This is a genomic window from Mesorhizobium sp. P3_A10 (genome assembly GCF_056403175.1).
In genome coordinates this window covers 1068607-1092823 of record NZ_JBFUFZ010000002.1, presented here as the reverse complement: position 1 = coordinate 1092823, position 24217 = coordinate 1068607, and the positions used below count along the sequence as shown (strand labels likewise).

Here is a 24217-nt window from a genome sequence, read left to right as displayed (position 1 = left end):
GAGCTGGTCAAATCCATTTTATCTTTACAAAATAACCGTTTAGGGTGAAGCAGCAAAAACTATAAGTGCCTGTTCAGGGAATGCAACGGCGTTTGATGAAAACGACACTTGAGACCACCGCCGACCCCCTGCCGGAAGAACTCGGTTTTCTTGGCGAGCGGCTCACGGCCTTCAACGACAGCGATGTTGGTCATTCCGGCCGCAAGGCGCTTGCCGTGTTCGTGCGCGACGAAGACGGCAAGGTCGTCGCCGGCATTTCCGGCTACACCGCCTGGGGCTGGCTTTATGTGCAATGGCTCTGGGTCGATGAACGGCTGCGCGGCCAGCAGATAGCCGGTAACATGCTGGAGGCGGCCGAGCAGGAAGCCATCGCGCGCGGCTGCCAAAACGCCTGGATAGACACCTTCAATCCGAAGGCGGCAAAAGTTTATGAGCGCCAAGGCTATCGCCCCTTCGGCGCGCTTGCCGATTTCCCCGTCGGACGCAGCCGCATCTTCCTGCGGAAGAAGCTGGCTGGTGGTTGACTAACCGGCGAGCCGTCCACCGCGCATCGGTTGCGGCACCCCGGTCGTGGAGGGGAAACTGATCGGCAGGCCGCGTAGCACACGCACCGCCAGGAAAGCAAAACACTCGGCTTCGACCGCGTCACCCTTCCAGCCGAGTGCCTCGGCCTGCACGACTTCGACTCCGGCGCGGCTGGCAAGCATCGCCATCATCGTCGGGTTATGACGGCCACCGCCGCTGACCACCAGTCTCCTGGGCCGGTGCGGCAACAGATCGAGCGCCTTGCCGACGGCGGAGACCGTGAAGGCCGTCAGCGTTGCGGCGCCGTCTTCGGCGTTCAGACCATCCGCCATGGCCGCGCCGAAATCGAAACGGTCGAGCGATTTCGGGTAGGGCTTGGTCAGATAGGGGTGCTGCAGCAGCCGGGACAGTCGGGCTTCGTCCACGGACCCGGCGCGTCCAAGCGCGCCATCACGGTCCATGTCGCCAAGACCTTGCGACTTGATGAAGTCGTTGAGCGGTGCGTTGGCCGGGCCGGTGTCGAAGGCAACGATAGTGTCCTTGCCGTCCCACCAGGTGATGTTGCCGACACCGCCGAGATTGAGCACCGCCGTATCGCCGCTGGCATCGGCCTCGCGCAACAGCGCGGTGTGATAGGCGGCCGCCAACGGCGCGCCTTGCCCGCCGGCGCGCACATCGGCCGAGCGGAAGTCGTAGGCGACCTTGGTGCCCAAAATGGCATGCATCAGCTCGCCGTCGCCGAGCTGGCGGGTGTCGCCGCGCCGGCCGGGTTGCGGGGCACGATGCAACACCGTCTGGCCGTGGAAGCCGACCACGCCGATATCGGCCATGGTCAGGCCATAGCTCTCGACCAGGTCTTTCACCGCAGCGGACTGGGCGCGTGTCAGTGCCTCTTCGGCTTCGCCAAAGATCGCCGGCTCCGGTCCATCGAAGTTCCACACCCTGGCCTGGCGCAGCGTCTCTTCCAGCAAGGTGCGAATCGCTACGGGGTAGGGCGCCAGCGTGTAGGTGCCGAAATCGGCGATACGCTCGCCGTCGGTCTTGATCAGCGCGACATCGATATTGCCATCCAGCACGGTGCCGGTCATCAGGCCGACGGCCCAGATTGGTTCCATGGTCGCTTTCTCGAATCGCCGTTGAACCACGTGTCGGACGGATCGGTCGGGCAGGCAAGTCTTTTGCCAGTACTGATCGAGGGCAAGCGTTTCAGGGTTTGAACTTTCCCCGCCGTTGGCGCTGTCCCTCACCTGCCTGCCGGCATCCTCTCCCCGTATAGTGACGGGGAGAGGGGCTGGCCGCGGCGTCGGCGCCTTTTCTGTGACGCTGGTGATTGGCGAAATCGCCGACGCGAGGCCCTTTCTCCCCGTCACTATACGGGGAGAAATGCCCGGCAGGGCAATGAGGGGCGGCGCTGACATCGGCCACCTGTCCGTGGCCGGGATCGCCGATGGAGTTGTCCACATCCCGATGGGCTTTTTGCTTCGAACGGCGAAAATCGAGCAACGCCGTTCTTGTCTCTTGCCGCTCAAGACGCCAGCTATGGGACGAACATATCAACAAGGGAGAACCGACATGGCATCCGAAGTCGCAGTGATCGCCGGCGCGGGCGCAGGCTTGAGTGCTTCGCTGGCGCGCCTTCTCACCAGGGAAGGCTTTCGCGTGGTGCTCGCCGCCCGCAACACCGGCAAGCTCGCGCCGCTGGTCGAGGAGACCGGCGCGCTGGCCGTCGAAACCGACGTCGCCGACCCGGACTCAGTCGCAAGCCTGTTCGAGGCGGCCGACAAGCAAGGCCCGCTAGCGCTTGCGGTGTTCAATGCCAGCGGGCGCACCCGCGGCCCGATCGCCGAGGTCGATGCCGATGCGGTCAAGCAGGCCTTGCTGGTTGGCGCCTATGGTGGCTTCCTGGTCGGCCAGCAGGCGGCGCGGCGGCTGCTTGCACGCGGTTCCGGCTCGATCCTGTTCACCGGCGCCTCCGCCAGCATCAAGGGCTTTCCGGGCTCGGCCGGCTTTGCCATGCCGAAATTCGGCCTGCGCGGTCTGGCCCAGTCCATGGCCCGCGAACTCTTTCCGAAAAACATCCATGTCGCGCATTTCATCATCGACGGCCAGATCGAGCCGGTTGGCAAGAAGCCCGAGCGGCCGGAGAGCCAGCTGTCGCCCGATGCGATCGCTGAGACGTATCTCGCCACGCACCGCCAGCATCGCAGCGCCTGGAGTTTCGAGGTCGAACTTCGGCCATGGGTCGAGACGTTCTGATCGGTCAGAGCCTGTTTGGAAATTCTACTCCGGCGGCCATCTGATGGCGTCTTCTGCGCTTCCGTTGCTCACGGACCAATGTCCGCTGCGCTACGGTTCTCGAAAACACCACCACATGACTCGCCGGAGCGAATTTCGAAACAGGCTCTCAGGCCGAGGCCGTTCTCGCAAGTGCGCAATCTTTGAGAGAATATTCCCGGCTCGGCGTTTGAGAAGAAACGCGGTTCTTTGATCCGCAGCAGAGCATTGTCGATGATGTCATCAAGGCTTGGCATTCCGCCTCGCCGATATGACTTCAGGATTACGAGGGATCGACAATGTCCGAACGCGGAAACGCTTCCATAGCTCTTCTTTCATCAGCAATCAGCCGGCGTGTTGCCCTTGCGGCACTTCTTGCCTCGGCCGTCACGCTTGTCGGCCTGACGGCGCCGACGCCGTCCTTTGCCGAGGACAAGAAGGCGATCAAGGTCGGCATCATCAGCGGCGAGGATGAGGATGTCTGGCGCGTCGTCGTCGCCCAGGCCGCCGAAAAGGGCCTGACCATCGAGACCGTGGTGTTCAACGACTACACCCAGCCCAATGAGGCGCTCGAGCGCGGCGAGATCGACGCCAACGCCTTCCAGCACAAGCCGTATCTCGACAATCAGATCAAGACGCAAGGCTACCACATCGTTCCGGTGGGTTACACCGGCGTCTGGCCGATCGGCCTTTATTCCAAGAAGTACAAAGCGGTCGCCGATCTGCCCGAGGGCGCCGTCATCGGCCTGCCGAACGACCCGTCCAATGAGGGCCGGGCCCTGCGCGTGCTGCAGAATGAAGGCGTGATCAAGCTGAAGGACGGTACCGGTATTCTGGCGACGACCGCCGACATTGCCGAAAATCCGAAGAAGGTGGTCATCAAGGAGCTCGACGCCGGCATCGTCGGGCGCTCGGTCGAAGATCTCGACGCTGCGGTCGTGAATACCGACTGGGCCTTGAAGAGCGGCCTTGGCCCGGAAAACCGCATCGCCCAGGAGCCGGTTGCCGACAATCCGTACCGCAACTTCATCGCTGTCAAAGCCGGCAATGAGAACGAGGCCTGGGTCAAGACGCTGGTCGCGTCCTACCAGAACGAGGCCGTCAAGGCAGAGTTCGACAAGGTCTACAAAGGCACCGGGATCAGCGCCTATTGATCGGCGCCTGGATAGCAGGAGCAGGCGGTCCGCTGTTGAGCGGACCGCCGTCGCATTTGTGGGAGGCCGGAACGGGAACCTCGATGAACCAGCATATCAAAGCACCACCTGAACTGGCGGCGGAGAACCATCCCCCGGTGCTGGAAGAGGTCGTGCGCCTCACCGAACTCAAGCGCCGCTTCGGCGCCACGCCGGCGCTTGACGGCGTCTCGCTCACCGTGCGCAAGGGCGAGATCCTTGGCATCATCGGTCGCAGCGGCGCCGGCAAATCGACGCTGATCCGCTGCCTGAATGGCCTTGAGCGACCGGATTCCGGGCAGGTTTTCATCGAAGGCCGCGAGATCAGCCGGCTTGGCGAGCGTGAATTGCAGCCGCTGCGCCGCCGCATCGGCATGATCTTCCAGCACTTCAACCTGCTGTCGGCCAAGACCGTTGAGGAGAACGTCGCCCTGCCGCTGAAGATCGAAGGCCGCCCCAAGGCGGAACGGCTGGCGCGCGCGGCCGAGCTGCTTGACCTCGTCGGCCTTTCGGAGAAAGCAAATGCCTATCCTTCGTCGCTGTCGGGTGGCCAGAAGCAGCGCGTCGGCATCGCCCGGGCGCTGGCGGCGCGGCCGGCGCTGCTGCTGTCGGACGAAGCCACCTCGGCGCTCGACCCGGAGACGACGCGTTCCATCCTTGCCTTGCTCAAAGATATCAATCGGCAGCTCGGCCTGACCATCCTGCTGATCACCCACGAGATGGAGGTGATCCGATCGATCGCCGACCGCGTCGCGGTGATCGACGCCGGGCGCATCGTCGAGGAAGGCCCGGTCTGGTCAGTCTTTGCCGACCCCCGCTCCGACATCACGAGCAGCCTGCTCGGCGCCATCCGGCCGCAACTGCCGGCCGAGCTGGCAGCGCGGCTTGCGCCGGCAGCCGGGGCGGAGACAATCCTGCGCATCGACGTCGCCGGCGAAGCGGCAAGCCGTCCGCTGCTGTCCGACCTTGCCACTGCTGTTCCTGGCTCCTTCCGCCTCGTCCATGGCGGCATCGACCATGTCCAGCAGCAGCCTGTCGGCACGCTTTTCCTCTCGGTGCCGGGCAGCGATGCAAGTCATCTCGCGCAAGTAATCGCATTCCTGAAGGCCCGTGATGCGCGGGTGGAGGTGCTTGGCCATGTCGCCAATTCTGTTTGAGCTTCTGCTGCGTTCGATCTGGGAAACGGTGCTGATGACGGCCGCGTCCGGCCTCATCTCGCTGGTGTTCGGTCTGCCGCTTGGTCTGGCGCTGGTCGCCACAGATCGCGGCGGCATCGCCGAAAGCCTGTGGGTCAACCGCGCGCTTGCCGCCATCATCAACGGCTTCCGCTCGGTCCCCTTCATCATCCTTTTGGTGGCGCTGATCCCGGTGACGCGGCTGATCGTCGGCACCTCGATCGGCACATGGGCCGCCATCGTGCCGCTGTCGATCGCCGCCACGCCCTATTACGCCCGCATCGCCGAAGTGTCGCTGCGCGAGGTCGATCACGGACTGATCGAGGCGGCCCGCGCCATGGGCGGCAACCGCTGGACGATCATCCGCGAGGTGCTGGTGCCGGAAGCATTGCCCGGCATCGTCGCCGGCTTCACCGTCACGCTGGTGACGCTGATCGGCGCTTCCGCCATGGCCGGCGCCATCGGTGCCGGCGGGCTGGGCGACCTCGCCATCCGCTATGGTTATCAGCGGTTTGAGACCAGCGTCATGGTTGCCGTGGTCATTGTCCTGATCATCCTGGTTTGCGGCATCCAATGGGCCGGCGACCGGCTGGTCGCAAGGCTGGACCATCGGGCATGAGCGATGACCGTTCGAACGTTATTTGCCTGCAGGCGGCAAAATGTGGTGCTGACGTTTCGCCATTCGCCTGGAGATTGGATTGCGCGTTGCTTTGATCGCAATGGCCTGCGTGCCACCGTAGGCACGGAACGACAGGAAGGAGCTTGACCATGCCCAGGATCGTCCCCGTGCTCGATCTCAGCCGTCTCGAACAGGGCGCGTCCGAGCGGCGAACCTTTCTGTTCGACCTGCGCACGGCAGCCCGCGATGTCGGCTTCTTCTATCTCAGCGGCCATGGCATATCGGCCTCTGAAGTCGCGGAGGTGCTCGATGCCTCACGGCAATTCTTTGCCTTGCCGGAAGCCGACAAGCTGGCCATCGAAATGGTCAAATCCTCGCAATTTCGTGGCTATACGCGCGCCGGCGGCGAACTGACCAAAGGCAAGGCCGACTGGCGCGAACAGCTCGACATCGGCGTCGAGCGCCAGGCCATTGCGCAAGGGCCTGATGTTCCCGCCTGGACGCGGCTGCAAGGGCCGAACCAATGGCCTGCGGCCCTGCCGGACCTGAAACCGGCGCTGCTGGCATGGCAGACCAAAGCGACCGCGGTGGCGATCCGCCTGCTGAAAGCCTTCGCTTTGTCGCTCGACCAGGCCGAGGACGCCTTCGACCCGATCTATGAGGATGAGCCCAATCACCGCATGAAGATCGTACGCTATCCCGGCCGCGACGCGACCGGCGACGACCAGGGCGTCGGCGCGCACAAGGATGGCGGCTTCCTGACGCTTTTGCTGCAGGACGAGAACAAGGGCCTGCAGGTCGAATATGATGGCAGCTGGGTCAATGTCGACCCACTTCCCGACACGCTGGTGGTCAACATCGGCGAACTGCTCGAACTGGCATCGAACGGCTATCTCAAGGCGACCGTTCACCGCGTGGTCACACCGCCGGCCGGTGTTGAGCGGATTTCCGTTCCGTTCTTCTTCAGCGCCCGGCTCGATGCGACAATCCCGCTGCTCAGCTTGCCCGAGGAACTGGCGGCTGAAGCCCGCGGGCCGGCGAGCGATCCCGACAATCCGCTGTTTCGCAATGTCGGAACCAATGTGCTGAAAAGCCGCCTGCGTTCCCATCCCGACGTGGCCCGCCGGCACTATGCCGATCTGCTCGAGACGGGAATTTCGGCCGCCTGAAAGGTATCCGCGGAAATAGAAAAGGAATTTTCGCCTTTCCGACAGTTTTTGGAATTCCATTCGTCGCCAAAGCCCGCAAATCAGCGCAAAAAGGTAAAATCGTTCGGCGGTTTCCTCCCATTCCGCTGGACGGTGTTCCCCTCTGAAGGTTGTAGACCTTCTTTTTGGCCGGGCCGTATTCGCGCCCGGCCTTTTTCTTGACCGCCGTTTGACAAGTCATCGCTCAGGTTAAGTTATCCATTCGGAAACCGGCTGCGCCACAGCGCCTTCATGGAAAAAGGGCAGGAACCGTATCGGCTCCTGCCCTTCGTTTTTGCCAATGGCGAAGGCGGCCGGTCTCAGCCGAACTTCGGGTCGAGGCTGCCTGACTTGTAGCGCTTGGCCATTTCCGAGACTGGCAGCGGCTTGATCTTCGGCGCGTTGCCGGCGGTGCCGAACTGCTCGAACCGCTCCTTGCACAGCTTGCGCATCGCGGCCATGGCCGGCGTCAGATATTTGCGCGGATCGAACTCCGAGGGGTTCTCGGTCAACACCTTGCGGATCGCGCCGGTCAGCGCCATGCGGTTGTCGGTGTCGATGTTGATCTTGCGCACGCCGTGCTTGATGCCGCGCTGGATCTCTTCCACCGGCACGCCCCAGGTCGGCTTCATCTGGCCGCCATATTTGTTGATGATCTCCTGCAGTTCTTCCGGCACCGAGGACGAGCCGTGCATGACCAGATGCATGTTGGGCAAGCGACGGTGGATTTCCTCGATCACGTTCATCGCCAGCACCGCGCCGTCCGGCTTGCGCGAGAATTTGTAGGCGCCGTGGCTGGTGCCCATGGCGACAGCCAGCGCGTCGACATGCGTGTCCTTGACGAATTGCACCGCCTGTTCGGGGTCGGTCAAAAGCTGGTCGTGGCTGATCGCGCCTTCGACGCCGTGGCCGTCTTCCTGCTCGCCGCCGCCGCTCTCGAGCGAGCCGAGCACGCCGATCTCGCCTTCCACCGACACGCCGCCCCAATGCGCCATGTCGACGACGCGCTTGGTGATGCCGGAATTGTAGTCGTAGTCGGCCGGCGACTTGCCGTCTTCCTTCAGCGACCCGTCCATCATGACAGAGGTGAAGCCGTACTGGATCGCGGTGACGCAGGTGGCTTCGTTGTTGCCATGGTCGAGATGCATGCAGACCGGAATATCGGGATGGATTTCGACCAGCGCGTCGATCAGCTTGGCCAGCACCACGTCATTGGCGTAGGCGCGGGCGCCGCGGCTCGCCTGCAGGATGACCGGCGACTTGGTCTCCTCGGCGGCCTCCATGATGGCGAGGCCCTGTTCCATATTGTTCATGTTGAAGGCAGGCACGCCATAGCCGTATTCGGCGGCATGGTCGAGCAATTGTCTCAATGTGATGCGAGCCACCCAATAGTCTCCCGTATCTGGTTTCAGGCCAATGGTTGCGGGCTGTCCGCTTGCCGTTCAGCCCGTCGATGCTTCTGGCCGGATTTCAGCGCAATCGCAACCGTTAGACGCTTTTGCGGCCGCAATTCTTGTTGCAGGTTTGAAATCCGGCCTTTTTGATGGGTTTAGGCGGCGATCTGCTCGCGCGCGGCCAGGATCTGCACGCAGGCATTGGCCGCCTCTTTGCCCTTGACCGTGAAGTGCTCGAAGAAGAAGCGGTGGTGGTCGGCGCTGTCATGGTAGTTGAGTGGCGTCAGCACCGCCGAAAGCACCGGCACGCCGGTCGACAGCTGCACATTCATCATGCCGTCGATGACGGCGCTGGCGACGAACTCATGCCGGTAGATGCCGCCATTGACGACGAAGGCGACACCGAGGATCGCGGCATAGCGGCCGGTCCCGACGAGGGTCTTGGCGTGTAACGGAATCTCGTAGGCGCCCGGCACGTCGAAGACATCGACGCCAAAGCGGTTCTCCCCGAGCACGGCCAGTTCCGCCTCGAAGGATTGCACGCACTGGTCGACGATGTCGGCGTGCCAGCGCGCGCGAATGACGGCGATACGAACAGTTTCATAGTCTTTGCGGGAATGCTGATTCATGGGTCCATCCTTCCGTTTCGAACCAGAATCAGGACGCACGATACGGATTGAGCCCGCGAGAAGCGGGCCGTCTTCCGTTTCGTTCTCTTCCATCCGGACTGTAACCGTCGGCTCCGGAATCACACCGGATCTGCTGACCCTCCTGTTGCCAGAAGGCGCTCGCGGGCTTGGGGCGAACCCCTTACCGCCGGTGGGGACTTTCACCCCGCCCTGAGAACATTAACGGTGGTGATATGGAAGGGCAGGGCGATGTTGTCAATTGGCGATTGGCTCACCCGCGTTCGGGAAACATCGCCTTCAACCCCTCACGCGACGCCTTCGCCACGCCGCGCTCCGTGATCAGTCCGGTGACCAGCCTTGCCGGCGTCACATCAAACGCCGGGTTGGCCGCCGGCGTCGTCTCGGGCGACACGCGGACCTGGGCGATCTCGCCGTCAGCGGTCTTGCCCCAGACCAGCGACACCTCGTCGGGCGAGCGTTGCTCGATCGGGATCTCGGCCAGTCCGTCATGCACCGTCCAGTCGATGGTCGGTGACGGCAGCGCGACATAGAACGGCACGTCATTATCGGCGGCGGCCAGCGCCTTGAGATAGGTGCCGATCTTGTTGCAGACATCGCCGTCGGCGGTGGTGCGGTCGGTGCCGACGATGACCATGTCGATCTCGCCGCGCTGCATCAGATGGCCGCCGGCATTGTCGACGATCAGCGTGTGCGGCACGCCGTGGCCAGCCATCTCCCATGCGGTCAGCTGAGCGCCCTGGTTGCGTGGCCGCGTTTCGTCGACATAGACGTGGACGGGAATGCCGGCCTCGACAGCGAGATAGATCGGCGACGTCGCGGTGCCATAATCTACCGTTGCCAGCCAGCCGGCGTTGCAGTGGGTGAGGATGTTGACCGCCTCGCCCGGCTTCTTGCGGGCCGCGATCGCCTTGATGATTTCAAGCCCATTGGCGCCGATGGCGCGGTTGAGACCGACATCCTCGTCGGCGATCTCGGCGGCGCGCCGATAGGCCGCCTCCGCGCGCTGTGCGGGGGCTATCGGCTTGAGGAAGCGCCGCATCTCGTCGAGCGCCCAGCGCAGATTGATCGCTGTCGGACGCGTTTCGTGCAAGGTTTCCCAGACCGCATCGAGTGCCGCATCCGACGGATCGTCTTGCATCTGCATGGCAACGCCATAGGCGGCGGTGACGCCGATCAGCGGCGCGCCGCGCACCCACATGTCGCGGATGGCGGTGGCGATGCCGGCAACCGTGCCGATCTTCTCGATGCGAAAATCATGCGGCAGCCAGCGCTGGTCGATGATGTCAACCGAACGCCCGTCGTTGCTCAGCCAGATGGTGCGATAGTGGCGGTCGCCGACGTTCAAATGCTGCTCTCCTGTTCGATCAGCGCGGCCAATTGGTTGACCTCGTCGATGCTATGAATCTGGCGCCGGTTGACGGCGATGTGACGGCCGAATTTCAGCGCCTTCGCCTCGCAACTGGCGCGCAAATCCTCGTCGGCAATGGTCTCGAAATCGGCATTGTGGGCGAGGCCGAGGATGCGGCGGTGAACCTCGATGCCGGCGAAACCCAGCAAGTCGGTCCAGACCTGATGCAGCACATGGTCGAGCGCCTGTTCGGCGCCGAGCCTGTCACCCTGATCCTCGAACAGGCTCTTCTGATAGAGCATGCCGGTGCGCTCGGTCCGCCACAGAGCTGAGAACTCGGCGCGGAACACCGACCATGTCTCAGCCGTGACTTGAAGCAGATAGGCACGCATCGCGTCGCGTTTTTCCTTCTGCTCGTGGCCGTGCTGCGAGAAGAAGGACATCCAGAAATTGGCGAGCAGCATGCCGACATCGAAGGCCATCGGTCCGTAGAAGGCGAACTCCGGATCGATCATCCTGGTTTCTGTGTCGGTGACCATGATCGAGCCGGAATGCAGATCGCCATGCAGCAGCGTCTCGGCATTGGCGGCGAACAGGTGCTTCAATCGCTGTGCCTCGACCTTGAGGTCGCGGTCGGCGCGCAGTTCGGCGACGAGGCCGTCGAGCTGCGGCGAGGTATGCCGGTTCATCTTGGCGTCGAAATAGGGGTCCGAAAAAACCAGGTTCTCGGTGATGTCGCAGAGCTCGACATTGTCGGCGAACAGCGCCAGATCGGCCTTGCGGTCCTTGGCCAGCATTGAGAGATCGGAGCCGCGAAACAAAGTGCGGGCCATGAACAGGCCGATATCCCTGGCAATGTTCGGCAGTTGGCGTCCGTCAATCAGCGCACGCCTGAGAATGATGTGTGGCGGCGCCAGATACTCCATGATGATCAGCGCCTGGCCTTCGTCGAAGTGGTAGATCGCCGGCACCGAGCCCGGCGCGCGCGTCTCCTGCCGCGTCAGCGCGTGGTATTCGAAGAAGGAGCGCTTTAGCGGCAGCGGCCAGCTGTCGCCGACCAGGCGCACATAGGGCAAAGCTTGCTTGACGACGGCGCCGCCCTTTTCGCCCTCGACGATGAACACCAGGTTCAGATTGCCGTCGCCGACCTCGCGAACCTTCCAGGCGCTCGTGTCCTTGCCGATCCGCGCGCATAACGCTTCGTTGGCGCCAAGGCGCGTCGAAAGCGTCTCCACCGATAGTGCTTCGAACGGCAATTTCCCAGTCATTCTTCACCCTCGCGCTGATGCGCTCCGATCATAGCGGAGCCATGGCGGCCGGACCAAGCTAGGAAGCCATCTGGCAATTGTCAATCGTGTTGACAATTGCCGATTGAGCCCATAGCGTCACGGTCAGGGAGGAACGAATGGGCAATGATGCCGTGTTCCGCGTGGACGGCCTGAGGAAATCCTTTGGCCATATCGAGGTGCTTGGCGGCGTCTCGGTCGAATTGCATGCCGGTGAAGTCACCGTGCTGATGGGCGCCAACGGCGCCGGCAAATCCACCCTCGTCAAGATCATCTCAGGCGTCTATGACCACGGCGGCGGCACGATGCGCCTTGCCGGTCACGACTTTGCCCCGAAAACCCCAGCGGAGGCGATCCGCGCCGGTGTCGTCACCGTTCACCAGAACATCAATGACGGCGTCGTCGCCGATCTCGACGTCGCCACCAATCTGACGCTGGACAGGCTGACCGGCAGCGGTGTGCCGACGCTGTTCAATCCGAGCCGGGTGCGCCGCGAGGCCAAGGCCGTCGCTGACCGCATGGGACTGGTCATCGACCTTAGGGCACGCATCAGCGATCTTTCGCTGGCCGACCGCCAGATGGTGGCGATCGCACGCGCCATGGCGCACCAGCCGAAAGTGCTGATCCTCGACGAGCCGACCTCCTCGCTCTCCAGCGCCGAAGCCGACCGGCTGTTCGCGCTGCTCGACCGGCTGCGCGAGCAAGGCGTGGCGATCCTCTACATCTCGCACCGCATGTCGGACATCAGGCGGCTTGCCGACCGCATCGTCTCGATGCGCGACGGGTTGATCAGCGGCAGCTTCGACAGGAAGCCGCTCGACTATGAAGGCGCCATCAACGCCATGCTCGGCCGCAAGATCCATCTCGACCAGATCGTTGCCAGGGACTCGGCCAACGCTGTCTTGACCATCGAGGGGATGCGCATTGCCCAAAACGCGCGGCCATTCTCGTTGACCCTTGGCGATGGCGAGGTGGTTGCCATCACCGGCCTCGTTGGCGTCGGCAAGACGGCGCTCGCCGAGACGCTGTTTGGCGTGCGCAAGCCGCTGTCCGGCACCATGGTGCTGGACGGCAAGCCCTATGCGCCCGCGTCGACGGGCGAAGCGATTGCCGCCGGTGTGTTCCTCGTCGCCAAGGACCGCGGCGAAAACGGCATTGTCGGCGGCTTCAACATTCAGGAAAACATCAGCCTGCCATTCCACAAGCGGATGTCGCATTTTGGTGTGCTCAGGCGCCGCCTGGAACGCACCATTGCCCGCCGGCAGGTCCAGGAACTCGGCATCGTCTGCCGTTCCGAGAAGGACGAAATGGCGTCCCTGTCGGGCGGCAACCAGCAGAAGGTGATGGTTGCCCGCTGGATGGCGCAGGATGCCAAACTGTTCATTCTCGACGAGCCATTTCAGGGCGTCGACATTTCGGCCAGGCGCGATATCGCCACCAAGCTCAGGGCCAGCGCCAACGGCCGCGCGACGCTGCTGTTCGTCACCGAACTCGATGAAGCGCTGGAGACGGCCGACCGCATCCTGGTGATGTCGGAGCAGACGATCGTCGGCGAACACCGCAATGCCGACATCGATCTCGATCGCCTGCTGGCCGAGGTCGCCGGCGGGCCGCTGCACAGCGCGGCATGAGCAAAGAACTGACGATGAGAATTGGAATGGAGCGTATGGGTTTGAGTTCTGTGAAGACGGCGCGCGGGAGCGCTGCATGACGCTGCGCGACTACGCCATTCGTTACGGTTTCATCGTCCTGCTGTTCGGGTTGGTCGCCTATTTCGCGATCGCCGCCGATGGTTTCGTCTCGCCGCAAAGTGCCGTCTTCATCTTCCAGTCGGTGGCGATCACCGGCGTGCTGGCGTTGGGCGTCACCGCGACTCTGGTCGTCGGCGGCTTCGACCTGTCGATCGGCTCGGTTGCCACCAGCGCCATGATGGCGGCTGCCTATGTCATGGTGGTGCTGGAGCAGAACGCTTTTGTCGCGGTCATCGTCTGCCTCGTGATCGGCGCCGTCGTCGGGCTCATCAATGGCTGGCTGATCGTCTACATGCGCGTGCCGGACCTTTTGGCGACGCTCGGCATGATGTTCCTGCTGGTCGGCCTGCAGCGCATCCCGACCGAGGGACGCTCGATCGCCACCGGCATGACGATGCCCGATGGTTCGGTCGCCAACGGCAAATTCTCCGACGCCTTCCTGGCGCTCGGCCGCCACCGCTTCGATTTCTTCATCCCGAACCTCATTCCGGTGTCGGTCGTGGTCCTGATCGTGCTGGCCGTGCTGATCTGGTTCTTTCTCGAATACACCCGCTTCGGCCGCATGATGTATGCGGTCGGCAGCAATGAACGGGCGGCCGAACTCGCCGGCGCGCCGGTCAAGGCCTACAAGATTTGGGCCTATGTCATCTCAGGCGTCTTTGCCTCGATCGGCGGCATCTTGCTCGCTGCCCGGCTTGGCCGTGGCGACATCGCCTCGGGCAACAATCTGCTGCTCGACGCTGTCGCGGCAGCGCTTATCGGCTACGCGGTGCTCGGCGCCGCCAAGCCCAACGCCTTCGGCACGGCCGTCGGCGCGCTGTTCGTCGGCATCTTGCTGCAAGGCCTGACCATGATGAACGCGCCCTACTACACGCAGGATTTCGTCAAGGGCGTGGTGCTCGTGATCGCCCTTGTCTTCACCTTCGCCCTCTCCGGCAGGGGCAGGAGATAGGATTCGACCGGGAAATTTTTGAGTTCAACAAGTGGAGGAAACAAAATGAAGATCACAAGAAGACTTCTAGGAAAGGCAGCGCTCGGGCTTGCCGGCGCAACCATGCTGATGCAGGTCCCGGCGATGGCCGCGGACAAGCCGGCGCCGTTCGACAAGCCGGGAGTCAAGATCGCGCTGGTTCGCTATCTCTCGACCGGCGATTTCTTCCAGGCCTACCTCTCCGGTGTCGAGGCACAGTCGAAGGCGCTCGGCGTCGATTTGCGCGTCCTCGACAGCCGCCAGGATGCAGCCCTGCAGGCCGATATGGTCGACCAGGCCATCGCGCTCGGCGTCCAGGGCATCATCATCCAGCACGGCCTGACGGAATCGATGAAGGACGCCGCCCAGCGCGCGGTCGACGCAGGCATCAAGGTCGTCGCTTTCGACGTCAATGTCGAAAACCCGAAGATCCCGCAGGTCGAACAGTCCGACCGCGACCTCGCGCGCCTCGCGCTCGAACAGGCGGTCAAGGACAATGGCGACAGCTGGAAGGCCGGCTATGTCTATGTCGCCGGCATCGCGCCGCTCGACCGCCGCAACGAGACCTGGGTCGACGTCAAGAAGAAGCATGCCGGCATCAACGAAGTCGCCATGTTCGGCACGCTCGACAACCCGATCGCCAACTCGGTCGCCAACCAGGCGCGTTCGGTGCTGTCGGCCCATCCTGATATCAAGGTGATGTTCGCGCCCTATGACGAATTCGCCAAGGGCGTAAAGATCGCCGTCGACGAGGCCGGCTTGAACAAGGACATCAAGATCTATTCGGCCGACATCTCGACCTCGGACATATCGGCAATGCGCGAGCCCGACAGCGCCTGGGCGGCCACCGCCGCCACCAACCCGGCCGTCGTCGGCCAGGTCTCGGTGCGCGCGCTGGCGCAGCTCCTCGCCGGTGAAGACCCCGGCCACAACGTCATCGTGCCGCCGACGCTGATCACCCAGAAGGACCTGATCGACAAGGACATCAAGAACATGGAAGACCTGTCGGCCAAGCTGCCGCAGTTCGCCCATGCCGATGTCGCGATGCCAGCCTGGATGCCGAACCCGAACGCCAAGTAAGGTCAGGCAGATCGAACAGGAAAGAGCGGCTCGCGGGCCGCTCTTTTTGTTTGTCCGTGATGAGCTCTCGCTCTCAGCCCGATCGCCCGGCGCGCGCCAACCCATGCGCCACCAGCCGATCGATGACTTCCGCATAGCTGACGCCGGTTGCCGCCATCGCCTTGGAATACATGCTAATGTCGGTAAAGCCGGGGATGGTGTTGATCTCGTTGACCAGGAATTGCATGTCCGGCATCAGGAAAAAGTCGACACGCGCCATGCCGTCGCAGCCGACAGCTAGGAAGGCTTTTGCGGCCATATCGCGCATGGCTGCCTCGACTTCCGGCGGCAGTTCGGCCGGCACGATCAATGCGGCGCCATTCTCGTCGATGTATTTGGCATTGTAGTTGTAGAAGCCGTGGCTTTCAGCCGGCACGATCTCGCCCGGCCGCGACACGAAGAGCTCGCCTGCGGGGCCTTCCAGCACGCTGAATTCAATCTCGCGGCCACGGACGAATTCCTCCGCCAGCAGCTTGCTGTCGTGCCGGAAGGCCTCAGCCAGCGCTCGGTCGAATTCCTGGCTGGCATTTACCTTTCCGACGCCGACGGATGATCCCTGTCGCGCCGGTTTGATGAACAGCGGCAGGCCGAGTTCGTCTTCGAGTGCACTGAGGGAAGGGGCGTCGCCGCCGTGGATCGTCACTGAGCGCGCGACCGGCACACCAGCCGCCTTCAGCAGCCGCTTGGCGATGTCCTTGTCGAGTGCCACCGCCGAACCCAGGATGCCGCATCCGGCAAGCGGCACGCGGGCGACTTCGGCCAGCCCCTGCACCGACCCGTCCTCGCCATACAATCCATGCAGGACCGGAAACAGGATATCGATCTTCGACAGCTCATCCGCACCGCCGCCGTCCGCAAGTGCGATCATCCGCCCGCGTCCGCCGGGCACGAGGCAAACTTCCGTCCCGCTCTCCGGCTTTGACAATGTGCCGTCCTGGAATGAGCTCAGCAGCCAAATTCCTTCGTGGGTGATGAAGATCGGCACCGCGTCATATCGGCCAGGGTCCAGCGCGCGCACCACGTTGGTTGCCGAGAGCACAGACACGTCGTGCTCGGCGGAGCGCCCGCCGAACAGCACGGCAATGCGCAGTCTTTTCGCAACCATGAACGTCTCCAAAAAGGTCTAGAGTTAGAAGACCAAACAATCGGTCCGAAGCGGGGTTTTTGATGGCTCCACGGCGACCATTCCAAGACAGCCTTGGTTCGAGCGTAAAAGAAAAGAGCGGCCGGTAGGCCGCTCTTCGTCGTTCCGGTATCTTCTCGCCGCTAGCGCATGGCCGCGGCGATGTTGCCGCCGTCCACCGTCGTCACATCGGCGGTGGTCCGATCGGCCAGTGCCTGATGCAGGAAGGCTTGCGCCACGTCCTCGGCCGTGACTTCCTGCCCAAGCAGGTTGCCGGACATGTATTCCTTTTCCGAGACACCGCGCGCGCCCGAGCGGCTGGCGATCATGGCGTCGGTCAACAGCCCCGAGCGGATGCGGTCGGCGTTGACTGCATTGGAGCGGATGCCATGCGCGCCGTAGTCGAGCGCGTATTGCCTCGACAGGAACAGCGTCGCCGCCTTCGGGATGCCATAGGCGCCGAACTTTGGGCCCGGATTGACCGCTTGCTTGGAGGTGTTGAACAAAAGCACGCCGCCAGTGCCCTGTTCGAGCATGACGCGCACAGCATTCTGCGCCGCCGACTGGTGGGCGAAGAAATTGAGCTCGAAGCTCTTGCGCAACAGAGCGTCGTCGAGTTCGCCGATCCTGCCTTCCCAGGCCGCACCGGCATTGGAAACCAGGATGTCGACGCCGCCGAAGACTGCGACGGCCTTGTCGAAGGCGGCGCGCATCTGCTTGGGGTCGGTGATGTCGGCGCCGACGCCGATCGAATTGTTGCCGGCCTGCTTGGCCGCTTCCGCGGCCTTTGCCGCGTCGAGATCGACGACGACCGCATGGGCGCCATTGGCAGCGAACAGCTTTGCCGTCGCGGCACCGATGGCGCCAGCGCCGCCGGTGATCAACACCACCTGGCCGGTCAGCGGCTTCGGCTTGTTGGAGGCGAGCTTGGCCTGCTCCAGCGACCAGTATTCGAGCGGGAACAGGTCGGCCTTCGACAGGGGGTGGAAATTGCCGACGGCTTCGGCGCCGCGCACCGCCTCGATCCACATCTCGCCGACATCGGAGGCGATCTTGGCGTCCTTCAGCGTGCGGCCATGGCCGAACATGCCGAGGCCCGGCACCAGCGTCAGCCGCGGCATCTGGTCGAGCATGGTGCGCTTGACGTCGTCGAGCGCGTCATTGGTTTCGAAATAGGCGCGATAGTCCTTGGCGAAGGCTTCGACGTGGCTCTTGATGACGGCCTTGTAGTCGCCGATCTTGTCCGCGTCGGGCGCCGGCAGTGCCATCGGTCCGGTCTTGATGCGGATCGACAGATCGGGCGTCGACACGCCGCGCCCGGCATAGTCGGCGATCTTGGCCGAGTTGATGAAGTCGACGATCGCATCCGAGGTGCGGAAATCGCTGATCATGCGGTCGAAGCGGCCCTCGCCGCGCGCAACCGCAACCGCCCCGCGCAGCGTCGATGCGATATCGGCTGCTGTCGCCAGCCTGGCCGGCAAGGCAACCTTCTCGGTGCGCGGCTTGCCGTGCTTGGCGACATAGTCCTCGGCGACATTTACATAGTGGATCATCCGGTCGTAGGCCTGCTTGGCATCGTCGCCGAAAGTGAAGATGCCATGCTTGTCGAGGATCAGGCCTTCCACCGTCGGGTCGGCGTCGAAGATGTCGGCGGCCACCTTGGCCAGGTCGAAACCCGGCATGATGTAGGGGACATAACCCATCTTGGCGCCGAACACCGTCTTCACCAGCGGCTCGCTGTCCTGCTGGTCGACGATGGCCAGGATTGCGGTCGAGTGCGTGTGGTCGACGAATTTGTGCGGCAGGAAGGCGTGCAGCAGCGTTTCGACCGACGGGTTGGGCGAGGACGGGTCGATCAGGTTCACCCGCTGCAGCGCGACCATGTCCTCATCGGCGAGCTTGTTCAGCGAGCGCGCCCGGAGCAGCGCGTTGAGCTTGACCGCCGGCAGGCCCTGCGGCTCGATGACGCCCATATCCCAGCCGCTGCCCTTGACGCACAGCACGTCCCATTCGTCGCCGACGAGGTCGGTGGCCTTGGTCTTGCAGGAGGTGTTGCCGCCGCCATGCAGCACCAGCCGCGGTTCGCCGCCCAGCAGCCGCGTCGTGTAGACGCGCAACGCCAGGTCGCGGCTGACGCCCTTTTTTGCATAGTCGGCAACCAGCTTCTCCGCGTCGCCGTCATTCCACAAATTCTTCATATTCGCCTTGTCCGATTTGCTGTCTTTGGTGTTGTGAACAGGAATGCCGCGACGCTTTGATGACAATGCGCCGGCTGCAAGGATTTCGTTTGCTAGGAAGCCTTTTGTGCGTGGTCGAGCAGCCGTCGCGCCATGCGCGCGCCGACCACAAGATGCGTGCACAGCCCGCCGGCCATCGCCGCGATGAGCGGGTCGAACTTGCTGTCCTCCTGCACGACCATCAGGCGCTTTTCGATGGCGCGCAGCGATGACAGCTCAGCCGAAATGACGCGGCGGTTGTAGCTGCAGTCGAGCGCCTTGCCCTTGGCGTCGATAATCTGCCCGGCGATGACGCCGGCCGCACCCGCCTTGCGCAACGCGCCCATTTCGTCGACGGTCAGCGCCCCGCATTTGACGACGTGGCTGTCGGCATCGACGGTACCGACCGAATACAGCGCCAGGTCGCATTCGTGGATGCTCGACAATTGCTCGCGGATCACCGGCTCGGCGCGCAGGCCGCGCGCCAGCTCCTCCGTTGTCAGCACCAGCGGCGCGTAGAAATTGATGCCCTTGGCGTTGAGCCGGCGGGCGATTTCCATCGTGCACTGGTCCGGCCGGTAGGAATAGGGGGCGCCGAGATTGCCGCACAGCTGCACCACCGTGACATCCTGCAGGTCGGCATAGGACATGATGTCGGCGATCGTATAGACGGTCCGTCCCCAGGCAACGCCGATGCGGTCGCCCTTCTTGACCAGCTCGAGAAAGACGCTTGCCGCCAGCACCGCTATGTCGGTCGACGGATCGATGACATAGTCGTTTTCCGGCGCGATCCAGACGGCGTCGAGCTTCAGCGCGTCTTCCAGCTTGCGCGCCAGCACATCATCGGTGAAAAGTTGGGTCGAGGTCGAGATGTTGACGATGCCGGTCTCGCGCGCCTTGCGGAGATACATAGCCACCGAGGCGCGGGAAATCTTGAGCTGGCTGGCCACCTGGTCCTGGCGCAGGCCGTGGGCATAGTAAAGCCAGGCGGCCTTGTGGATAAGCTGTTCTGCCGGTCGGATCGCCATGCCATCTCCTCGCTGACATTATTCACGGCTCTCGACAAAAGTCAAACCGAGCCATGGCATGGGATGCCCCTTCATCAGCGGAATCCAGAACATCATTGTGCCAAATACGCACTCTCGTGGCATCGTTGGTGGTGACGCGGCGCGAGCCTGCGATTAGAAGATCACGACGAGGATATTGGGGAGGACGGGATGGGCAATCCCTATGAACAGGATCTCGGCAAGAACGCGGCGAACTATCAGCCGCTGACGCCGCTCACCTATCTGGAGCGAGCGGCGAGGACTTATCCCGACCATGTCGCCATCATCCATGGCCGTCAGCGCACCACCTACCGCGATTTCTGGCGCCGCTCGCTCAAGCTTGCCTCGGCGCTCAGCAAGCGCGGCATCGGCAAAGGCGATACGGTCACCGTCATGCTGTCCAACACGCCGCCGATGCTGGAGGCGCATTTCGGCGTGCCGATGACCAAGGCGGTGCTGCATTCGCTCAACACCCGCCTCGATGCCGCCGTCATCGCCTTCCAGCTCGACCATGCCGAAACCAAGGTGCTGTTCGTCGATCGCGAATTCTCTGCTGTCGTCAGGGAAGCGCTGGCATTGGCCAGCGTAAAACCGCTGGTCATCGACTACGACGATCCCGACTACGCCGCCGACGCGCCCTATCCCAAGGGCGAACGCATCGGCACGCTCGACTATGACGAGTTTGTCGCCGGCGGCGACGAGGATTTCGCCTGGTCGATGCCCGACGACGAATGGGACGCCATCTCGCTCAACTACACCTCGGGCACGACGGGCAATCCCAAGGGTGTCGTCTATCATCATCGCGGTGCGGCCCTGATGGCCTACACCAACACCATTCATGCCGGCATGGCCAAGCACGCGGTCTATCTGTGGACGCTGCCGATGTTCCACTGCAATGGCTGGTGCTTTCCCTGGACGCTGGCCGTGCAGGCCGGCACCCATGTCTGCCTGCGCTGGGTGCGGCCGAAGCCGATCTACGACGCCATAGCCGACCACGGCGTCACGCATCTGTGCGGCGCGCCGGTCGTCATGTCGGTGCTGATCAACGCCAAGGACGAGGACAAGCGGGAATTCGCGCAGACCGTCACCTTCAACACCGCCGCGGCACCGCCGCCGGAGACCGTGCTGTCGGGCATGGCCGATGCCGGCTTTGCCGTCACCCATCTCTATGGCCTGACCGAGACCTATGGCCCGGCGGTGGTCAACGAATGGCACGGCGCGTGGGATGGTCTCGACAAGGGATCGAGGGCCACGAAGAAGGCGAGACAGGGCGTGCGCTATGCCGCGCTCGAAGATCTGACGGTGATGGATCCCGAGACGATGCAAAAAGCGCCGGCCGATGGCGAGACCATCGGCGAGGTGATGTTTCGCGGCAACATCGTCATGAAGGGCTATCTGAAGAACCGCAAGGCGAGCGATGAGGCCTTTGCCGGCGGCTGGTTCCACTCAGGCGACCTCGGCGTCATGCACCCGGATGGCTACATCCAGCTCAAGGACCGCTCCAAGGACATCATCATCTCCGGCGGCGAGAACATCTCCTCCATCGAGGTCGAGGATGCGCTCTACAAGCACCCGGCCGTGGCCTCCTGTGGCGTTGTGGCGCGCGCGGACGAGAAATGGGGCGAGGTGCCGGTCGCCTATGTCGAGCTGAAGCCGGGCAAGACGGCGACCGAGGCCGAGATCATCGACCACTGCCGCGCGCTGCTCGCCCGCTTCAAGGTGCCGAAAGCGGTGGTGTTTGCGGAGATACCGAAGACGTCGACGGGGAAGATCCAGAAGTTTCGGCTGCGGGAGATGGCGAAGGGGACATAAGCCGCATCGTCGCTGTTTTTGTGTCGCCACGACTTCCGCGACTAGCCTTAACCTCCGCGACTTCGTCATCCTAGGGTGTAGCAGTCGCGAAGCGACGTCGCGGAAACCCTAGGATCCATGCCGTGACCTAGCGGCCGTGCTCCGGCGGTCGAGAACCGGCTACTTTAGGCGTGTATCGGCGTAACTTCCTGATACCTCTGCATTTTTCGGCATGTGTGACGGCATGGATCCAGGGTCTGCGCCGCGTCGCTTCACTCCTTGCTTTGCCCTAGGATGACGAAGCGCGTGGCGGCGAACCGCCCCACTCACTGTCACCATCTGTCACCAATTATACGCGTACGTCGAATCTGCGTTGACATCCTACCCTTTTCAATTTACGACTGACGAAAATTGAAATTCGTCACTCGTTAATCGACAGAGAGCTATGTCAGAAGCTGCCAACATCGTGGCCGACCCCACCCGCCAGGAGAATGTGACCCGCATTCTCGACTGCGCCGAGCGCCTGTTCCGTCACTACGGTTACGGCAAGACCAACGTTGCCGACATTGCGCGCGAACTAGGCATGTCGCCGGCCAACATCTACCGTTTCTTCGCCTCCAAGGTTGAAATCCACCAGGCCGTCTGCGGCCGCATGCTCGGCGCCAGCTACAAGATGGCCTACGAGATCTCCCGCCTGCCGATCAGCGCCGAGGAGCGACTGCGCCGCTACGTGCACGCGCAGTACAAGATGACCATGGAAGTCATGCTCGACGACCAGAAGGTCCACGAGATGGTCATCGTCGCCCTCGAGCGCGACTGGGGCGTCATCGACAAGCATGTCGACAGCATCCACGACCTGTTCGCCGAGGTGATCCGCGATGGTATCGAGGCCGGTGAGTTCCGGCAACAGGATCCGGTCATCGCGTCGCGCTGCTTCGGCGCTGCTACCGTCATTCTGTGCCATCCGCAGATGGTGGCGCAGTGCCTAGCCAAGACCAACCGGGCGATGCCCGACGACCTCATCGACTATGCGATCAAGGCTTTGAAATAGCTGCCGCCCGCCGGGCGCCGGTGTCGAAAGTTCATCTCCAGTCAGGAGTGCTAAAGTGTCTTTGTCCAGTTCCATCATCAGCAGGCTGCCAGTCGCTGGCCTGATCGTCGCCACGCTCGGACTCGCCGGCTGCAGCCAGGAGAAGGCGGAAGTCAAGGACATCATCCGCCCGGTCAAGGTGGTCGAGATCGGCCAGGCCCAAACCAGCCGCGAACTCGACTATTCCGGCTCGGTGCGGGCTCGTACCGAAATGAATCTCGGCTTTCGCATCTCGGGCAAGGTCACTCAGCGCCTTGTCGATATCGGCCAGCATGTGACATCAGGCGATGTCTTGGCCCGCATCGATCCCACCGACTACGAGCTTTCGGTCAAGAGCGCCAAGGCCAGCCTCGATGCCGCCGAGCGGCAGGTCGAGACGGTCGATCTGTCGAGGAAGCGCGCCGAGCAGCTTTTTGCCAAGAACTTCACCTCCAAGTCGCAGCTCGAACAGGCGACGCTGAGCTACAATCAAGCGGTTGCGACGCGCGATGCCGCCCGCTCGACGCTTGCCCAGGCGCAGAACCAGGTCGTCTATACCGATCTCAAGGCGAGCGAGAACGGCATCGTCACATCCGTCAGCGCCGATGTCGGCCAGGTGGTCGGTGCCGGGACGCCGGTGATGACCGTTGCCGTCGACGGCGAAAAGGAGGTGCTGATCGCGGTTCCCGAAATGGATATCGCCGCCTTCAAGCCGGGCAAGGAGGTCAAGGCGAGCTTCTGGTCCGACGACGCGCTGAGCCTCGACGGCAAGGTCCGTGAAGTCGCCGGCAACGCCGATCAGCAGTCGCGTACCTTTGCCGTTCGCGTCTCACTGCCCGACGATCCGCGCGTCCTGCTCGGCATGACCGCCAACATCGAAGCTTCGGTGGCAAAGAAGCTTGAGATGGTGTCGATCCCGCTCAGCGCGCTGGCCGAAAAGGACGGCCAGAAGATCGTTTGGACGGTCGACCGCGGCAGCGACACGGTCCATCCGCGCCAAATCAAGGTTGCCGAGTTCACGGCCGACGGCGTCAGTGTAGCCGACGGGCTGAAGCCAGGCGACGTCGTCGTTGCCGCCGGCACCCAGTTCATGACCGAGAACCTGCAGGTCAAGCTGACCGGCGGCACGGCGCAGCAGTCGGCATCCGCGGACGACGCGGTCAAGGCGTTGCGCTGACACAAACGAAAACCGGCTTTCATCGCATCGGCGCAAGCCGCGAGGTCAATCGGTTCATGGTTTCCGGGCGGCGAGTGCCCGATGGTCGAGATGCAAGGTTGATGTAACCCCCACATCGGCTCCGCGTCCCACCGCGATGAGTCTCTCCGCTCGGAAAGCCTCGCCGCCCGGAAGCCCAAAGCATGATCCCGAAAAGTGGGAACCGGTTTTCGGAAAAGATCATGCTCGAACAAGAAGATAGAGCCCCATCCCGACTTGGTCGGGATGGAACAGGCTCTAGGAAATTCCACGAGCATGCGCAGACGCGCTGACGATCAACTGGAAT

At 63.1% G+C, this 24217-nt stretch carries 21 protein-coding genes and 1 riboswitch; of the genes, 12 read left to right on the top strand and 9 right to left on the bottom strand.

Annotated elements, in window-relative coordinates:
* Positions 1-95: 95 nt before the first annotated feature.
* Complete coding sequence (locus tag AC1DXU_RS12070) at positions 96-524, top strand: GNAT family N-acetyltransferase (protein WP_477368521.1); 429 nt, start codon at positions 96-98, stop codon at positions 522-524.
* Here AC1DXU_RS12070 and AC1DXU_RS12065 read toward each other — a convergent pair whose 3' ends face one another.
* A complete protein-coding gene (locus tag AC1DXU_RS12065; RefSeq protein ID WP_477368518.1) occupies positions 525-1640 on the bottom strand; it encodes an anhydro-N-acetylmuramic acid kinase in 1116 nt (371 codons plus the stop codon).
* A 457-nt stretch (positions 1641-2097) separates the two neighbouring features.
* Between AC1DXU_RS12065 and AC1DXU_RS12060 the strand changes: the two genes are divergently transcribed.
* Positions 2098-2781 carry an SDR family NAD(P)-dependent oxidoreductase gene (locus AC1DXU_RS12060; RefSeq protein ID WP_477368515.1) on the top strand — a complete coding sequence of 228 codons (684 nt, stop codon included), beginning with the start codon at positions 2098-2100 and terminating at the stop codon, positions 2779-2781.
* Positions 2782-2849: 68 nt separating this feature from the next.
* Here the strand turns inward: AC1DXU_RS12060 and AC1DXU_RS12055 are convergent, their stop codons facing one another.
* Entirely contained in the window at positions 2850-3056 is a 207-nt protein-coding gene (locus tag AC1DXU_RS12055) for a hypothetical protein (RefSeq protein ID WP_477315673.1), read from the bottom strand.
* Between the two features lie 42 nt (positions 3057-3098).
* Between AC1DXU_RS12055 and AC1DXU_RS12050 the strand changes: the two genes are divergently transcribed.
* From AC1DXU_RS12050 to AC1DXU_RS12035, 4 genes are all read left to right on the top strand, one after another.
* Positions 3099-3953, top strand: a complete 855-nt coding sequence (locus AC1DXU_RS12050; protein WP_477368512.1) for a MetQ/NlpA family lipoprotein — start codon at positions 3099-3101, stop codon at positions 3951-3953.
* A gap of 83 nt (positions 3954-4036) precedes the next feature.
* Complete coding sequence (locus AC1DXU_RS12045; protein ID WP_477368509.1) at positions 4037-5128, top strand: methionine ABC transporter ATP-binding protein; 1092 nt, start codon at positions 4037-4039, stop codon at positions 5126-5128.
* On the top strand, positions 5109-5765 hold the full coding sequence (locus AC1DXU_RS12040; RefSeq protein WP_477368506.1) for a methionine ABC transporter permease: 657 nt from the start codon (positions 5109-5111) through the stop codon (positions 5763-5765). The genes AC1DXU_RS12045 and AC1DXU_RS12040 overlap by 20 nt, the downstream gene beginning before the upstream one ends.
* A 149-nt stretch (positions 5766-5914) precedes the next feature.
* A complete protein-coding gene (locus tag AC1DXU_RS12035; protein ID WP_477368503.1) occupies positions 5915-6934 on the top strand; it encodes an isopenicillin N synthase family dioxygenase in 1020 nt (339 codons plus the stop codon).
* A 338-nt stretch (positions 6935-7272) separates the two neighbouring features.
* Here the strand turns inward: AC1DXU_RS12035 and fba are convergent, their stop codons facing one another.
* From fba to mtnK, 4 genes are all read right to left on the bottom strand, one after another.
* Entirely contained in the window at positions 7273-8337 is a 1065-nt protein-coding gene (fba, locus tag AC1DXU_RS12030; protein WP_477368501.1) for a class II fructose-bisphosphate aldolase, read from the bottom strand.
* Positions 8338-8501: 164 nt separating this feature from the next.
* Positions 8502-8975, bottom strand: coding sequence for a 6,7-dimethyl-8-ribityllumazine synthase (locus tag AC1DXU_RS12025; RefSeq protein WP_477368498.1), 474 nt, complete (start codon positions 8973-8975; stop codon positions 8502-8504).
* Positions 8976-9052: 77 nt separating this feature from the next.
* A riboswitch (FMN riboswitch) is annotated at positions 9053-9197 on the bottom strand.
* Positions 9198-9246: 49 nt separating this feature from the next.
* Entirely contained in the window at positions 9247-10341 is a 1095-nt protein-coding gene (gene mtnA / locus AC1DXU_RS12020) for an S-methyl-5-thioribose-1-phosphate isomerase (RefSeq protein ID WP_477368495.1), read from the bottom strand.
* Positions 10338-11612 carry an S-methyl-5-thioribose kinase gene (gene mtnK / locus AC1DXU_RS12015; protein ID WP_477368492.1) on the bottom strand — a complete coding sequence of 425 codons (1275 nt, stop codon included), beginning with the start codon at positions 11610-11612 and terminating at the stop codon, positions 10338-10340. Before mtnK ends, mtnA begins: the two co-directional genes overlap by 4 nt.
* Before the next feature lie 137 nt (positions 11613-11749).
* Between mtnK and AC1DXU_RS12010 the strand changes: the two genes are divergently transcribed.
* The 3 genes from AC1DXU_RS12010 (at position 11750) to AC1DXU_RS12000 (ending at position 15431) form a co-directional block, all read left to right on the top strand.
* Positions 11750-13261, top strand: a complete 1512-nt coding sequence (locus tag AC1DXU_RS12010; RefSeq protein WP_477368490.1) for a sugar ABC transporter ATP-binding protein — start codon at positions 11750-11752, stop codon at positions 13259-13261.
* A gap of 76 nt (positions 13262-13337) precedes the next feature.
* Positions 13338-14333: an ABC transporter permease gene (locus tag AC1DXU_RS12005; RefSeq protein ID WP_477368487.1), complete on the top strand. Its 996-nt coding sequence runs from the start codon at positions 13338-13340 to the stop codon at positions 14331-14333.
* Positions 14334-14378: 45 nt separating this feature from the next.
* Entirely contained in the window at positions 14379-15431 is a 1053-nt protein-coding gene (locus AC1DXU_RS12000; protein ID WP_477368484.1) for a substrate-binding domain-containing protein, read from the top strand.
* A gap of 73 nt (positions 15432-15504) precedes the next feature.
* Here the strand turns inward: AC1DXU_RS12000 and AC1DXU_RS11995 are convergent, their stop codons facing one another.
* From AC1DXU_RS11995 to AC1DXU_RS11985, 3 genes are all read right to left on the bottom strand, one after another.
* Positions 15505-16575: a D-alanine--D-alanine ligase family protein gene (locus tag AC1DXU_RS11995; protein ID WP_477368481.1), complete on the bottom strand. Its 1071-nt coding sequence runs from the start codon at positions 16573-16575 to the stop codon at positions 15505-15507.
* 161 nt (positions 16576-16736) lie between these two features.
* Positions 16737-18791 (bottom strand): bifunctional aldolase/short-chain dehydrogenase, encoded by a 2055-nt coding sequence (locus tag AC1DXU_RS11990; RefSeq protein ID WP_477368478.1) that lies wholly within the window; start codon positions 18789-18791, stop codon positions 16737-16739.
* A gap of 92 nt (positions 18792-18883) precedes the next feature.
* Positions 18884-19837, bottom strand: coding sequence for a sugar-binding transcriptional regulator (locus tag AC1DXU_RS11985; RefSeq protein ID WP_477368475.1), 954 nt, complete (start codon positions 19835-19837; stop codon positions 18884-18886).
* Between the two features lie 189 nt (positions 19838-20026).
* Here AC1DXU_RS11985 and AC1DXU_RS11980 point away from each other — a divergent pair, with 189 nt between their 5' ends.
* The 3 genes from AC1DXU_RS11980 to AC1DXU_RS11970 all read left to right on the top strand — a co-directional run bounded on the left by AC1DXU_RS11980 (position 20027) and on the right by AC1DXU_RS11970 (position 23892).
* Positions 20027-21667 (top strand): acyl-CoA synthetase, encoded by a 1641-nt coding sequence (locus AC1DXU_RS11980; protein ID WP_477368472.1) that lies wholly within the window; start codon positions 20027-20029, stop codon positions 21665-21667.
* A gap of 424 nt (positions 21668-22091) precedes the next feature.
* The gene (locus tag AC1DXU_RS11975) at positions 22092-22697 is read left to right on the top strand and encodes a TetR/AcrR family transcriptional regulator (RefSeq protein ID WP_477315703.1); all 606 of its coding nucleotides are present in this window, start codon (positions 22092-22094) and stop codon (positions 22695-22697) included.
* Positions 22698-22752: 55 nt separating this feature from the next.
* Complete coding sequence (locus AC1DXU_RS11970; RefSeq protein WP_477368469.1) at positions 22753-23892, top strand: efflux RND transporter periplasmic adaptor subunit; 1140 nt, start codon at positions 22753-22755, stop codon at positions 23890-23892.
* The last annotated feature ends 325 nt before the right edge of the window (positions 23893-24217 follow it).